Raw genomic sequence first — 12,167 nt, forward strand, 5'->3', positions numbered from 1 at the left:
GGGGCGAGGCCGAGGCGCTCGCCGGCGTAGCGGCCCTCGCGGATCGGGCGCCACCAGGCCGCGTTGTCGAGGTACCAGCGCACGGTCTCCTCCAGCGCCTGCTCGAAGGTCTTGGACGGCGCCCAGCCGATCTCGGCCTCGGCCTTGCCCGGGTCGATCGCGTAGCGCCGGTCGTGCCCGGGCCGGTCGGCGACGAAGGCGATCAGCCGCGCGTGCGGGGCGTGCTCGGGCCGCAGCCGGTCGAAGGCGGCGCACAGCGCCTCGACCACGGCGAGGTTGTTGCGCACCGCGCGCCCGCCGAGCAGGTAGGTCTCGCCGACCCGGCCGCGCTCCAGCACCGCCACCAGGCCGCGGGCGTGGTCCTCGACGTGGATCCAGTCGCGCTCGTTCAGGCCGTCGCCGTAGACCGGCAGCGGACGGCCCTCAAGCGCGTTGAGGATCATCAGCGGGATGAGCTTTTCCGGGAAGTGGCGCGGCCCGTAGTTGTTCGAGCAGTTCGTCACCAGCACCGGCAGGCCGTAGGTCTCGTGCCAGGCCCGGGCCAGGTGGTCGGAGGCGGCCTTCGAGGCCGAGTACGGCGAGCGCGGGTCGTAGCGGCTGCCTTCCGTGAAGAACCCGCCCGGCGGCAGCGAGCCGTAGACCTCGTCGGTCGAGACGTGGAGGAAGCGGAAGCGGCCCTTCGCGTCCGCCGCCAGCCCCTCGTGGTGGCCGCGCGCCGCGTCCAGCATCACCTGGGTGCCGATCACGTTGGTCCGGATGAACGCGCCCGGATCGGTGATCGAGCGGTCGACGTGGCTTTCGGCCGCCAGGTGCATCACCGCGTCGGGCCGGAAGTCCGCGAAGGCCGCGCGCACCGCGTCGGCGTCGCAGATGTCGGCCTCGACCAGGCGGTGGCGGGGATCCTCGGCGAGGGGCGCCAGCGACACCGGGTTGGCCGCGTAGGTCAGCGCGTCGAGCGTCAGCACGTCGTGGCCGAGGTCGCGCACCAGGTGGAGCACGAGGGCGGAGCCGATGAAGCCGCAGCCGCCGGTCACCAGGATGCGCATGTCGAGCCTTTCCTTCACGTCGTCGATGGCGCTCGCGCGCCGGGGCTTCAGAACACCGGCCCGAGCTCGGACAGGCGCGGCGCTGCCCGGTCCTTGTCCGACAGGATCGCCTCCGCGGCCAGGACCGGCCAGTCGATGCCGACGTCCGGGTCGTTCCAGACCAGGGCGCGGTCGTGGGCCGGGCTGTAGTAGGCGTCGACCTTGTAGGCCACCATCGTGTCCGGCGTCAGGGTGCAGAAGCCGTGGGCGAAGCCGTGCGGGATGAACAGTTGCTCGCCGCCCTCCGCGTCCAGCCTCACCGCCACGTGCCGGCCGTAGGTGGCGGAGTCACGGCGCAGGTCGACCGCCACGTCGAGGATCGCCCCGTCCAGCACCCGCACGAGCTTGGCCTGGGCCTGCGGCGCGACCTGGAAGTGCAGCCCGCGGATCGTCCCCTTCGGCGCCGAGAACGACTGGTTGTCCTGCACGAAGGCGCAGGCGATCCCCGCCCGCGCCAGAGCGTCGACGCGAAACGTCTCCGAGAACCACCCGCGCGCGTCCCCGAAGCGCTTCGGGACAACCCGCATCACCCCCGGAACCCGGGTCTCGATTACGTCCATCGCACGCTCCCCGAAACCGCCGCGCTCGCGCTGGACATCGCCCCGGACCGAGCCTCGGCGCCTGTCCCGCCCATCGCGACGGGGCTTCCGAACATTCCCCGGGGCTGTCAAGGCTCGGAGATCCAAGGGAACCGACGGATCCGGGCCATGACAGCAACGATCCCAGCACGCGCCTGAAATTACAACTAGAAGTTGATCATGGGGTTAACCGCCCGGTGAAATCGGGCCACCGACGGATCGGCTCGGCGGGCGCGCGCTCACGGGATCCCGATCATCTTGTGCGTCTGGAGCGAGAGCCGCCAGCGGGCATCCGCGCGGCAATAGGCGACGGCGGCGCCGGTGTTGGCGATCCGGTCCGGCCCGTCCATCGGCTGGAGCCAGCGATGGTGGAAATCGAGGTCGGCGACCGTCTCCGGCGCGAGGTCGGCCTGCGGGAAGACGAGCTTGAGCTCGTCGCCGCGTCGCTGCACCAGCGGCGCACCGGCCTTGGGGCTGACGCAGATCCAGTCGATCCCTTCCGGTGCCGCGAGCGTCCCGTTGGTCTCGACCGCGATCGCGAAGCCGCGGGCGTGGACGGCCGCGATCAGCTCCGGGTCGAGCTGCAGCAGCGGCTCTCCGCCGGTGAAGACGACGTAGTGCGCGTGGGGACCGCCCTCCCAGGTCCGCGCGATCGCATCCGCGAGGTGGTCGGCGGTCGCGAACTTTCCGCCGCCCTCGCCGTCGGTGCCGACGAAGGCCGTGTCGCAGAACCGGCAGACCGCCTCGGCCCGGTCCGCCTCGCGGCCGGACCAGAGATTGCAGCCGGCGAACCGGCAGAACACCGCCGCCCGCCCGGCCTGCGCGCCCTCGCCCTGGAGCGTGTGGAAGAGTTCCTTGACCGCGTACGCCATCGTCCCGCCGGGCCCGAGCCGATGACGGCCGGGGCATCGTCCTGTCCTGAAAAGATCGTCGCGCGACAGCACATAGGCGCGCCGGTGCCGCAACGCCACATCGCGGCGGTGGACGCGCGAAGATCCGCCATGCTCTCGCCACGGTGCCCGCGTTGAACGGCCGACGTTCTCAGGGCCCTCCTTCGCGGCCGCGAGAGGGACGGCATCGGGCCCGGTGCCGGCGCGGCGTTCCACTGCTTTGAGTCGGGGTCGATGTCGAACCGTTTCCTGAGGCGCCTCACCCTGGGGCTCGCCACGCTCGCCGGCCTGCTCGCTGCGCAGGCGGCCGACGCCGTGACCGCACCCGTCCTCGTGGTGGAGGTGGATTCCGGCAAGGTGCTCTACGCGCAGGGGGCGACCGACCCCTGGTACCCGGCCTCGATCACCAAGCTGATGACCACCTACGTCGCCCTCGACCTGGTGCGGCAGGGCAAGGTCTCGCTCGATTCGATGATCACGATCTCGGCCGCCGCCGCCGCCGAGCCGCCCTCCAAGATGGGCTTCAAGCCGGGCACGCAGCTCACCCTCGACAACGCGCTGAAGATCATCATGGTCAAGTCGGCCAACGACGTGGCCTGGGCGATCGGCGAGACCCTCGGCGGCACGATCGACGGCTTCGCCGACATGATGAACGAGACCGCGCGCCGGATCGGCATGCGCGAGAGTCGCTGGTACAATCCGAACGGCCTGCCCGACCCCCGGCAATGGACCTCGGCCCGCGACATGGCGGTGCTCGGCCGCGCGCTGCTGCGCGACTTCCCCGACTCGCACGACCTGTTCTCGATCTCGGCGATCCAGTTCGGCCGCTCGGTGATGGCCAACCACAACGGCCTGCTCGGGCGCTATGCCGGCGTCGACGGGATGAAGACCGGCTTCATCTGCGCCGGCGGCTTCAACGTGGTCGCCAGCGCCAACCGCAACGGCCGGCGCATCCTCACCATCGTGATGGGCAGCCCGAGCGCGCGCGAGCGCGACCTCAAGGCCGCCGACCTGTTCGATTACGGCTTCGGCCAGTCGGCCGGATGGACCGCGCAGACGCTCGACGCGTTGCCCGCCTCCGCCATCGGCGCGCCGCCCGACATGCGGCCCTACATCTGCGACCGCAAGAAGCCGATGCCGATCGACGAGGGCCCCGGCGCCATCGCCGGAAACGCCGACAACGCCGGCGCGCAGTTCCTCGGCGCCGCCGGCCTGTCCTCGCCCGCGCTGACCCTGGCGACGCTCAACGGCGCCGCCGCGCGCAACCGCACCCTGCCGCCGCGCGCCCCGCTGCAGCCGATCCTGGTCTGGATCGGCCGCGACCCGGCGGAGGGGCAGATCATGCTCAACGAGCAGGCCGAGGCCGAGAAGGCCGCCGCCGCCGCCACGCGCGAGGCGAAGCTCGAGGCCGCCAAGGCCAAGCGCGAGGCGGCGCTCGAGGCGGCCAAGCAGAAGCGCGCCGCGGCCGCGGAAGCCAAGACCCAGGCAAAGGCCCCGGGGAAGGACCAGGGCAAGGCGAAGGCCGCGATCGCCGGCGCCGTGCCCCGCGCGGCCAGCGCCTACACCTCGGTCGACGTGTCCGGCATGCCGGAGGCCAAGCACAAGCCGCCGACCCACGCCAAGCCGGCGACGGCGGTGACGCAGAAGGGCGGCAAGCCCGCGGTGGCCAAATCCGTGCAGACCAAGCCGAAGGCCGGCGCGAAGCCCAAGCCCAACGCGGCCAAGTCGGCCGAATCCGCGGACGAGTGATCGGCGCGCGCGATTGAGCCCGCCGCCCGGCCGCGCTAGGCCGGCGGCATGACCGACGCTCCCCGCCGACCGGACCCGATCCCGCTCACCGTGCTCACCGGCTTCCTCGGAGCCGGCAAGACCACGCTGCTCAACCGGATGCTGCGCGATCCGGCGCTCGCCGACACGGTCGTCATCGTCAACGAGTTCGGCGAGATCGGCCTCGATCACCTGCTGATCGAGGCGATCGACGAGAACATGGTCCTGCTCGGCGCCGGCTGCCTGTGCTGCACCGTGCGCGGCGACCTGATCGCGACGCTGGAAGACCTGCTGCGCAAGCGCGACAACGGCCGGATCACGCCGTTCCGCCGGGTCGTGATCGAGACCACCGGCCTCGCCGACCCCGCGCCGATCCTGCACGCGTTGATCTACCACCCCTACCTCGTGATGCGGTACCGGCTGCAGGGCGTCGTCACCGTGGTGGACGCGGTCAACGGGTTCGACACGCTCGACGCCCACCCGGAGGCGGTGCGGCAGGTGGCGGTGGCCGACCGGATCGTCCTCGCGAAGGCGGATCTGGCCGGCGACACCGGTTCGCTGCGGGCGCGCCTGCACGCCCTCAACCCGGCCGCACCGATCGATCCGCCCGACGTCCCCGCCGAGACGCTGCTCGGCGGCCTGTTCGGCCTCGACGGCAAGGCCGCCGACGTGCAGGCCTGGCTCGGAGCCGTGCCGGAGGCGGACGGGCACGCTCACGACGTGAACCGGCACGACGCGGCGATCCGCGCCTTCTCGCTGACGAGCGACGTGCCGGTGCCGCGCGCGTCCTTCGAGATGTTCCTCGACCTGCTTCGGGGAAGCCACGGCCCGAAGCTGCTGCGCCTGAAGGGCCTCGTCGCGATCGCCGACGATCCCGACCGGCCGGTGGTGGTCCACGGCGTCCAGCACGTGGTGCACGCCCCCGTCACCCTGCCGGCTTGGCCCGACGACGACCGCACCTCGCGCCTCGTCCTGATCGTCCGCGACCTCGACCCGGACTTCGTCATCCGGCTCTGGGACGCCTTCCTCGGCCGCCCGCGGATCGACGCGCCGGATGCGGCGGCGCTCACCGACAACCCGCTTGCCATTCCCGGCGGCTGACGGCTCCCGCGGCATCATCCTTGAAGCCCGCACCCCAAAGGGCGCCTCCAGGGGTGCCGAACGTTCCAGAGTGGAACGGTTCCTCACGAATGCGGGACGCAGGTGCCATGATGCACGGCTTCACGGTCATCCAGGGCGGGCAGGCGGTCCCCGACGCGGCGGCGATCGGCCATCCCGTCGCGCGGGCGTCCGAGGAGGCGGCTTCGAACGGATATGCGGCGTCGCGCTGGCGCGTCGACCTGCGCCGCGCCGGCACCGTCGACGACGATGCGGTCGCCGCCTGGCGGGCGCTGATGACGCGCAGCGCGATCACCGATCCGCGGGTCGATCCGGATTACGTGCTGAGCGCGGCCCGCCATCAATCCGGCGGCCGGACCATCGCCTTCGCCCTGGCCTGGGACCGGGACGGCAACGGCCGCGCGGCGCTCCACGGGGTGATGCCGATGGCGATGCCGCACCCGATCTGGGGGCGGGGCCGGGCCGACCTGTGGCAGCCGCCGGGCCTCCCGGACCCCGCGGCCGCCCTGATCGACGGGTCGCGGGCGGAGGCCGTCGAGGCCGCGGTCCGCGGCCGGCTCGCGGGCCTGCGCCGGCCCCTGCGGCTCGGGGCGCCGACGCGCCTGCCGACCCAGGGCGGCGCCTCGCGCCCGGTCCTCGCCGCCACCCATGAGGGCCGGCGCCGGACCATTCCCGCCGACTGCGTGATCGGCGTGCGCGCCGGGGACGACGCGGCGGCCGAGGTCGAGCAGGTGTCCGCCCCGGGCCTGATCCCGTCCGCGGTCGAGGAATTCCTCGCGCTGGACGCGCGCCACGCGGCGCGCCCGATCATCGCCGATCCGTCGGAGGCGTCGATGGTGCGGGTGGTGACCCGCCTGTTCGCCCGCCGCGGGCAGATGCGGATCGAGCTCGCCCGCCGCGCCGGGGAGCTCGTCGCCGGCACGCTCCACCTCGGCGCGGGCGCCCGCGCCGTGGTCTGGCGGCGCGCGGCGCGGGTGTGACGCGCTACTCGTCCTCGCCGAACCTGTCGGCGAGCAGCGCCTCGATCGCCGCGAGGCAGGGCTCGGCGTCGGCTCCGACGGCGGTGACCATCACGTGGGTGCCCTGCGCCGCGCCGAGCGTCAGCAGCCCCATGATCGAGCGGCCGCCCACCGTCTCGCCGGCGCGGGTCACCGTGACCTGAGCGTCGAAGCGCTCGACGGTCTGGACGAACTTGGCGGATGCCCGCGCGTGCAGGCCGCGTCGGTTGATGATCGGCAGGCGCCGCAGGAAGCCGCCGTCGGGCACGGGCGGCGGCTCGTCGTCGGGCTCGAAGAGGTCGTCCATCCCCCGGCGCGCTTCCCTGTCCGTCGCCGCGCTGCGATTCGCGTCGGCCTGAATCGGCGCGCGCACGGCGCGGCCCTCACCGTGCGTAGCGGGTCGGCGGTCGGGACGGCAAGATGACGGGGAAGACTATTTGCCGGCGAGAACGCGCGAGGCGACGTTGATGTACTTGCGGCCGGCTTCCTGGGCGTGGAGCACCGCGTCGCCGAGGGATTCCGCATCGCGGACGCTGGCGAGCTTGATCAGCATCGGCAGGTTGATGCCCGCCACCACCTCGACGGCGCCGCCGTTCATGCAGGACAGCGCGAGGTTCGACGGCGTGCCGCCGAACATGTCGGTCAGCACGACGACGCCGGTTCCGGTATTCACCCGGCCGACCGCCGACATGATGTCCCGCCGCCGAAGCTCCATGTCGTCTTCCGGACCGATCGTGATGGTTTCGATCTGCTTCTGAGGGCCAACCACGTGCTCCAATGCGGCCCTGAATTCGGTCGCGAGCAGTCCGTGGGTGACGAGCACCATGCCAATCATCGACACGTATTCCGGTGTCCTGTGAACGAGTCCGCCATGTTGTGCATTGCACGCACAGGCTCAAGGCAGTCGCGACGTTTTGATCGCCCGTCGCCGCGATCATGCCACGCAAGTGAGCAGCGCGCTACGGGGCCGCGCGGGTCCGGTCGACGGGAAGCGCCGTGTGCGACTGCGAAGACACGCTGAGCCCGGCCAATGCCCGTTCCGCGAGCACCAGGCCGGGTGCGAGGCCGGCCTCGCGCACCGCGCGGTCGATCCGGAGCGTGGGCAGGGCGATGCGGAGGATCGTGGCTTCGCCATCCGGCGCATCGGGCAGGCGCGGCTCGCCGGCGACGAGGTCGACGACGAGCCGCAGGACGCAGGCCTCGACGCTCTCCACCGCGACGATCCCGTGGCCGCGGATCTCGATCCGCCCGGCGATGGCGGGATGCGGGCGTGCCACGACGCGCCCGTGGCACCGCGCGAGGCGCACCCGGTCGTCGCCGACCAGGGCCGCGAAGCCGCCCCGAAGGGTGGCCCGCTCGATCAGCGCCAGGGCGAGGCTCGACTTGCCGGCGCCCGCCTCGCCGCGGAGCAGCACGCCCGCCTCGCCGACCACGACGCAGGTGGCGTGCACGGCGACACGCTCCGCATCCGTCGCATCGTGCGATGCGCGGCGCACCGGCCCGATCACGCCGCCGACAACTGCCGCGGCGCCGCCGGGATCCGCACGATGAAGCGGGCGCCGCGGACCGTCGGCTCGCCGTCCTCGTCCGCCGGGCCGGGGCGGTTCTCGGCGCGGATCGAGCCGCGATGCGCCTGGACGATCTGACGGGAGATCGAGAGGCCGAGCCCCGAGTTCTGGCCGAAGCCCTGCTCGGGACGGTCGGTGTAGAAGCGCTCGAAGATCCGCTCGAGGGCGTGCTCGGGGATGCCCGGCCCCTCGTCCTCGCAGATCAGCTCGATGTCGCCGCGCACCCGGCGCAGCGCCACGCGCACCTTCGCCTCGGTCGGCGAGAACGAGCGGGCGTTGTCGAGGAGGTTGTTCACCACTTGGCCGAGGCGGCTGTCGTGCCCGATGATTGCGAACGGCGTGTCCTGGTCGCCGGCCGGCGCGTCGACGTCGAGCTGGATCAGGCAGTCCTTGGGGCGCTTGCGCTCGTTGGCGACCGAGACCACCGTGGTCAGGAGCTTGCGCAGGTCGACCTTGCGCGCCTCGGCGCGGGCGAGCTCGGCGTCGAGCCGCGAGGCGTCGGCGATGTCGCTGATCAGGCGGTCGAGGCGCTTCACGTCGTGCTGGATGATCGCCATCAGCCGGCTGCGCGAATCGTCGTTGCGGGCGAGCGGCAGGGTCTCGACCGCGCTGCGCAGGGAGGTCAGCGGGTTCTTCAGCTCGTGGCTGACGTCGGCGGCGAAGCTCTCGATCGCGTCGATGCGCCGGTAGAGCGCCTGCGTCATGTCCCGCAGGGCGCCCGAGAGGTGGCCGATCTCGTCGGTGCGGCTGGTGAAGTCGGGGATCTCCTCGCGGGTCTTGATCCCCATGCGCACCTTCTCGGCGGCCTCCGCCAGCCGCCGCACCGGGCCGGCGATGGCGCCGGCGAGCAGGATCGAGAGCACCACCATCACCATCGCGGCCACGAGGAAGACCTGGAACAGGCCGAACCGCTCCGAGGCGATGACGCGGTCGATCGCGTCGCCCTGCGTCGAGAGCAGCAGCGCGCCGCGCACCGCCCCCGAGCGCTGGATCGGCACGGCGACCGACACCGTGGTCTCGCCGAGCCCGTTGCGGCGCACGAGGCTGCCGCGGGCGCCGTTCAGGGCGGTCTGGACCTCGCGCAGGGAATGGCCGTTCGTCGGCCCGATCTCCTCCTGCGGCTTCACCCGCTCGCCGAACAGGCCGAAGCTCCACGCTTGCGCGACCTCGAAGGCGCGCTCGAGCAGGGAGCGCTTGCGGATCTGGGGCGCACCCGCGGCGCCCTCGGGCCGGTTGAACAGCGAGCGCGTGTCGAACAGCAGGCCGCCCTCGCTGTCGTAGACCCGCGCGCGGTTGCCCGTCGGGGTCACGAGGCGGCGCAGGAGCGGCGCGACCTGCTCCGGGTTGAGCGAGAAGGCGAGCGGCTGCGATTCCTCGTCCGGCGCGTTGCTGCCCTCGCCCGCCTGCTGCTGCAGCAGCTTGTCGGGGTCGATCCGGATCGTCCCGGTATCGACCGAGGCGGAGGAGGCGATGGCGCCGGCGATGATGTCGCCCTGGATCGCCAGGCTCTGCACGCGGGCCTGGATCAGCCCCTGCCGGAACTGGTTCAGGTATAGGAACCCGACGAGCAGCGCGATCAGCCCGACGAGGTTGAGCACGACGATGCGGCGGGTCAGGCTCGACGAGGCCCGCTGACCAATCGCATCCCAGGAGGCCCGCGGCCATGCGAGCGGGCCGCGGCGCGGCTCTTCATCGGTCTGCGACGTCACGACGGTCCGGTGTTCGAGAAGCGATCGAGGCATTCGGGGCGGGGCGCGGAGCTTCAGCCTTCCTTGAAGCGGTAGCCGACGCCGTAGAGCGTCTCGATCATGTCGAACGCGGTGTCGGTCACCTTGAACTTCTTGCGCAGGCGCTTGATGTGGCTGTCGATGGTGCGGTCGTCGACGTAGACTTGGTCGTCGTAGGCCGCGTCCATCAGCGCGTTGCGGCTCTTCACGACGCCCGGACGGTGGGCGAGCGCCTGCAGGATCAGGAACTCAGTCACCGTGAGGGTCACCGGCTCGCCCTTCCAGGTGCAGGTGTGGCGCTCCGGGTCCATCATCAGCGAGCCGCGCTCGAGCGAGCGGGCGGCGGCGTCCGCCTCGCGGGCGGCGGCGCCCGGGCCGTCCTTCGGGGCGAAGCGGCGCAGCACCGCCTTCACCCGCTCGACCAGCAGCCGCTGCGAGAACGGCTTATGGATGAAGTCGTCGGCGCCCATCTTGAGGCCGAACAGCTCGTCGATCTCCTCGTCCTTCGAGGTCAGGAAGATCACGGGAAGGTCCGATTTCTGCCGCAGCCGCCTGAGAAGCTCCATCCCGTCCATGCGCGGCATCTTGATGTCGAAGATCGCGAGGTCGGGCGGCGAGTGCTTGAGCCCGTCGAGGGCCGAGGCGCCGTCGGTGTAGGTCTGGATCCGGTAGCCTTCGGTCTCCAGGGCGATCGACACCGAGGTGAGGATGTTCCGGTCGTCGTCGACGAGGGCGATGGTCGGCATGCGCGTTCCTTGACTGATCGGGGCGGTGCGGGCGCGTAACGAGGGCCTGCGTCGCCGCCTCCGGCCCCGGACGGGGCAGGCAAAAACGCGAACGCGACGACGAGTCGTATGACCGTGTCCGTTTCGCGCGGAAGGTCTGGTGCTTTAAGCCGAAGTTTCGAAAAAAGCGAGCGGCCATGGTAGCTTGGCCGTATCCGGGCGATGCGCCGCGTCCCCCCGGCCTCGTCGGCGGCCGCGATTTCGCCCTATGATGCGGCGGGCGCGGCGTTTTTCCGACGCCGCTTCGGGGAGCGACGGGCGCGATGGCAGAGACATCCGACAGCGTGGGCGGGGCCGAATCGAGCGGGCCGCGCGGGCCGGCGCGGCCGCTTCCGGCGGCCCAGGCCCCGTTCGACGCGATCGGCCTGTCGCGGCGCCTGCTGCGCAGCATCCGCTCCGGCGCGCTGGCGACCCTCGATGCCGACGGCACGCCGTTCGCCTCGCTGGTGACCATCGCCACCGACGTCGACGGCGCGCCGCTGATGCTGCTGTCCCAGCTCTCGGCCCACACCCGCAACCTGCTCGCCGACCCGCGCTGCTCGCTGCTGTTCTCGGCCGGCGGCAAGGGCGATCCGCTCGCCCACCCGCGGCTGACCGTCGTCGGGCGGGGCGTGCGGACCGACGAGCCGCGCGCGCGGGCCCGCTTCCTCGCCCGGCACCCGAAGGCCGCGCTCTACGCCGACTTCCCCGATTTCGGGTTCTTCGCGATCGCGCCGACGGCGGGCCACCTCAACGGCGGCTTCGCCAAGGCGGCGACGCTGACGCGGGCCGAGCTGCTTCTGGACCTCGCCGGCGCGGAGGCGATCGTGGCCGGCGAGCGCGGCGCGATCGAGCACATGAACGCCGACCACGCCGACTCGCTGGCGCTCTACGCGGCCTCAAAGGGAACGGCTGCGTGGCGCCTCACCGGGCTCGACCCGGAGGGCATGGACCTGCTGGCCGGCGACCGGACCGCGCGGGTGACGTTCCCGGACACGGTCCGCGACATGGGCGCCTTGCGCAAGGTCCTCGTGGTCATGGCCGCCGAAGCGAGGGCGGCGGCCGAGACGCCGCGGCCCTGAAGCCGACGCATCCCCGCTCGGCCGGCATGCCGCGCGGGCCGACGACGGGGGAGGGGCCTCAGACCTCTTCGGCGGCCGGCTTTTCCGTCTCGGCCTCGTCGCCGTCCGTCTCGGCGTCCTCGGTCTCGGCTTCGGCGGCCTCCGGCTCGGGCTGAGCTTCGGCGCCGGGCGAGGGCCGGGTGCGGCGGCGGCTCCAGCCGGGCGTCGCGCGCGGCGCGCCGCGGGTGACTTCCTCGTTGCCTTCCAGCACGCGCTTCACCCGCGCGTTGAAGTCCGACATCGAGATGCTGGGCGAGCGCCCGTTGGGGGGAGTGCGAGCCATTCGGGGGCCTTCCGCTTCGTAACCCAAGGCACGGGATTGCGCGGAGGGAAGCTCTCTAAATAGGGCGGAACGTGCGGAAACCGAAGGGCCGAGGCGCGGAGCGGGTCCGCCCGGCCTCCGCACGCCCTCTTTCGCCCCGCGACGACACCCGCGCTTGGCGCTCTCCCCCGCGGCTGCTATCCCGCGGGCGACCGACACCGCCTCCTCACATCAGACGGCGCGCAGCGATGGCCCTTCGGCCGGCCGCACGCGCGCCGGAGATCCGCA

At 72.3% G+C, this 12,167-nt stretch carries 13 protein-coding genes; 4 read left to right on the forward strand and 9 right to left on the reverse strand.

The annotated features are described in order from the left end of the window. The 3 genes from rfbB to queE all read right to left on the reverse strand — a co-directional run. Positions 1 to 1,046, reverse strand: a 1,046-nt coding sequence (rfbB, locus tag MKK60_RS10115; protein ID WP_243985477.1) for a dTDP-glucose 4,6-dehydratase, incomplete at its 3' end; no start/stop codon positions are given. 47 nt (positions 1,047 to 1,093) lie between these two features. After that, positions 1,094 to 1,645, reverse strand: coding sequence for a dTDP-4-dehydrorhamnose 3,5-epimerase (gene rfbC / locus MKK60_RS10120; protein WP_243985478.1), 552 nt, complete (start codon positions 1,643 to 1,645; stop codon positions 1,094 to 1,096). Between the two features lie 257 nt (positions 1,646 to 1,902). Continuing rightward, a complete protein-coding gene (queE, locus tag MKK60_RS10125; RefSeq protein ID WP_147727791.1) occupies positions 1,903 to 2,535 on the reverse strand; it encodes a 7-carboxy-7-deazaguanine synthase in 633 nt (210 codons plus the stop codon). Between the two features lie 252 nt (positions 2,536 to 2,787). Between queE and MKK60_RS10130 the strand changes: the two genes are divergently transcribed. The 3 genes from MKK60_RS10130 (at position 2,788) to MKK60_RS10140 (ending at position 6,419) form a co-directional block, all read left to right on the forward strand. Next, complete coding sequence (locus MKK60_RS10130; protein WP_243985479.1) at positions 2,788 to 4,302, forward strand: D-alanyl-D-alanine carboxypeptidase family protein; 1,515 nt, start codon at positions 2,788 to 2,790, stop codon at positions 4,300 to 4,302. A 48-nt stretch (positions 4,303 to 4,350) separates the two neighbouring features. After that, positions 4,351 to 5,421: a CobW family GTP-binding protein gene (locus MKK60_RS10135; protein WP_243985481.1), complete on the forward strand. Its 1,071-nt coding sequence runs from the start codon at positions 4,351 to 4,353 to the stop codon at positions 5,419 to 5,421. Between the two features lie 107 nt (positions 5,422 to 5,528). Further along, the gene (locus MKK60_RS10140; protein WP_243985482.1) at positions 5,529 to 6,419 is read left to right on the forward strand and encodes a hypothetical protein; all 891 of its coding nucleotides are present in this window, start codon (positions 5,529 to 5,531) and stop codon (positions 6,417 to 6,419) included. A gap of 4 nt (positions 6,420 to 6,423) precedes the next feature. On the opposite strand, the gene MKK60_RS10145 is transcribed toward MKK60_RS10140, so the two are convergent. The 5 genes from MKK60_RS10145 to MKK60_RS10165 all read right to left on the reverse strand — a co-directional run bounded on the left by MKK60_RS10145 (position 6,424) and on the right by MKK60_RS10165 (position 10,478). Continuing rightward, the gene (locus MKK60_RS10145; protein ID WP_147728691.1) at positions 6,424 to 6,744 is read right to left on the reverse strand and encodes an HPr family phosphocarrier protein; all 321 of its coding nucleotides are present in this window, start codon (positions 6,742 to 6,744) and stop codon (positions 6,424 to 6,426) included. 126 nt (positions 6,745 to 6,870) lie between these two features. After that, complete coding sequence (locus MKK60_RS10150; protein ID WP_147728692.1) at positions 6,871 to 7,272, reverse strand: PTS sugar transporter subunit IIA; 402 nt, start codon at positions 7,270 to 7,272, stop codon at positions 6,871 to 6,873. 124 nt (positions 7,273 to 7,396) lie between these two features. Next, positions 7,397 to 7,945, reverse strand: coding sequence for a hypothetical protein (locus MKK60_RS10155; RefSeq protein WP_313901120.1), 549 nt, complete (start codon positions 7,943 to 7,945; stop codon positions 7,397 to 7,399). Next, positions 7,942 to 9,747 (reverse strand): sensor histidine kinase, encoded by a 1,806-nt coding sequence (locus MKK60_RS10160; RefSeq protein WP_147842981.1) that lies wholly within the window; start codon positions 9,745 to 9,747, stop codon positions 7,942 to 7,944. The genes MKK60_RS10155 and MKK60_RS10160 overlap by 4 nt, the downstream gene beginning before the upstream one ends. A gap of 20 nt (positions 9,748 to 9,767) precedes the next feature. Beyond that, positions 9,768 to 10,478: a response regulator transcription factor gene (locus tag MKK60_RS10165; protein WP_147728688.1), complete on the reverse strand. Its 711-nt coding sequence runs from the start codon at positions 10,476 to 10,478 to the stop codon at positions 9,768 to 9,770. 302 nt (positions 10,479 to 10,780) lie between these two features. On the opposite strand from MKK60_RS10165, the gene MKK60_RS10170 reads away from it, so the two are divergent. Further along, on the forward strand, positions 10,781 to 11,578 hold the full coding sequence (locus tag MKK60_RS10170) for a HugZ family protein (protein ID WP_243985484.1): 798 nt from the start codon (positions 10,781 to 10,783) through the stop codon (positions 11,576 to 11,578). 58 nt (positions 11,579 to 11,636) lie between these two features. Here the strand turns inward: MKK60_RS10170 and MKK60_RS10175 are convergent, their stop codons facing one another. Continuing rightward, the gene (locus tag MKK60_RS10175; RefSeq protein WP_147842983.1) at positions 11,637 to 11,900 is read right to left on the reverse strand and encodes a hypothetical protein; all 264 of its coding nucleotides are present in this window, start codon (positions 11,898 to 11,900) and stop codon (positions 11,637 to 11,639) included. Positions 11,901 to 12,167 lie beyond the last annotated feature (267 nt).

Origin of the sequence: Methylobacterium sp. J-092 (assembly GCF_022829325.1) — a bacterium.
Taxonomy (GTDB): Bacteria; Pseudomonadota; Alphaproteobacteria; order Rhizobiales; family Beijerinckiaceae; genus Methylobacterium.

What these genes read in the sequence shown, in the direction of transcription:
- rfbC (WP_243985478.1), bottom strand. Translation starts at nt 1,645, where the DNA reads ATGGACGTAATCGAGACCCGGGTTCCGGGGGTGATGCGGGTTGTCCCG.
- queE (WP_147727791.1), bottom strand. Translation starts at nt 2,535, where the DNA reads ATGGCGTACGCGGTCAAGGAACTCTTCCACACGCTCCAGGGCGAGGGC.
- MKK60_RS10130 (WP_243985479.1), top strand. Translation starts at nt 2,788, where the DNA reads ATGTCGAACCGTTTCCTGAGGCGCCTCACCCTGGGGCTCGCCACGCTC.
- MKK60_RS10135 (WP_243985481.1), top strand. Translation starts at nt 4,351, where the DNA reads ATGACCGACGCTCCCCGCCGACCGGACCCGATCCCGCTCACCGTGCTC.
- MKK60_RS10140 (WP_243985482.1), top strand. Translation starts at nt 5,529, where the DNA reads ATGATGCACGGCTTCACGGTCATCCAGGGCGGGCAGGCGGTCCCCGAC.
- MKK60_RS10145 (WP_147728691.1), bottom strand. Translation starts at nt 6,744, where the DNA reads ATGGACGACCTCTTCGAGCCCGACGACGAGCCGCCGCCCGTGCCCGAC.
- MKK60_RS10150 (WP_147728692.1), bottom strand. Translation starts at nt 7,272, where the DNA reads ATGATTGGCATGGTGCTCGTCACCCACGGACTGCTCGCGACCGAATTC.
- MKK60_RS10160 (WP_147842981.1), bottom strand. Translation starts at nt 9,747, where the DNA reads ATGCCTCGATCGCTTCTCGAACACCGGACCGTCGTGACGTCGCAGACC.
- MKK60_RS10165 (WP_147728688.1), bottom strand. Translation starts at nt 10,478, where the DNA reads ATGCCGACCATCGCCCTCGTCGACGACGACCGGAACATCCTCACCTCG.
- MKK60_RS10170 (WP_243985484.1), top strand. Translation starts at nt 10,781, where the DNA reads ATGGCAGAGACATCCGACAGCGTGGGCGGGGCCGAATCGAGCGGGCCG.
- MKK60_RS10175 (WP_147842983.1), bottom strand. Translation starts at nt 11,900, where the DNA reads ATGGCTCGCACTCCCCCCAACGGGCGCTCGCCCAGCATCTCGATGTCG.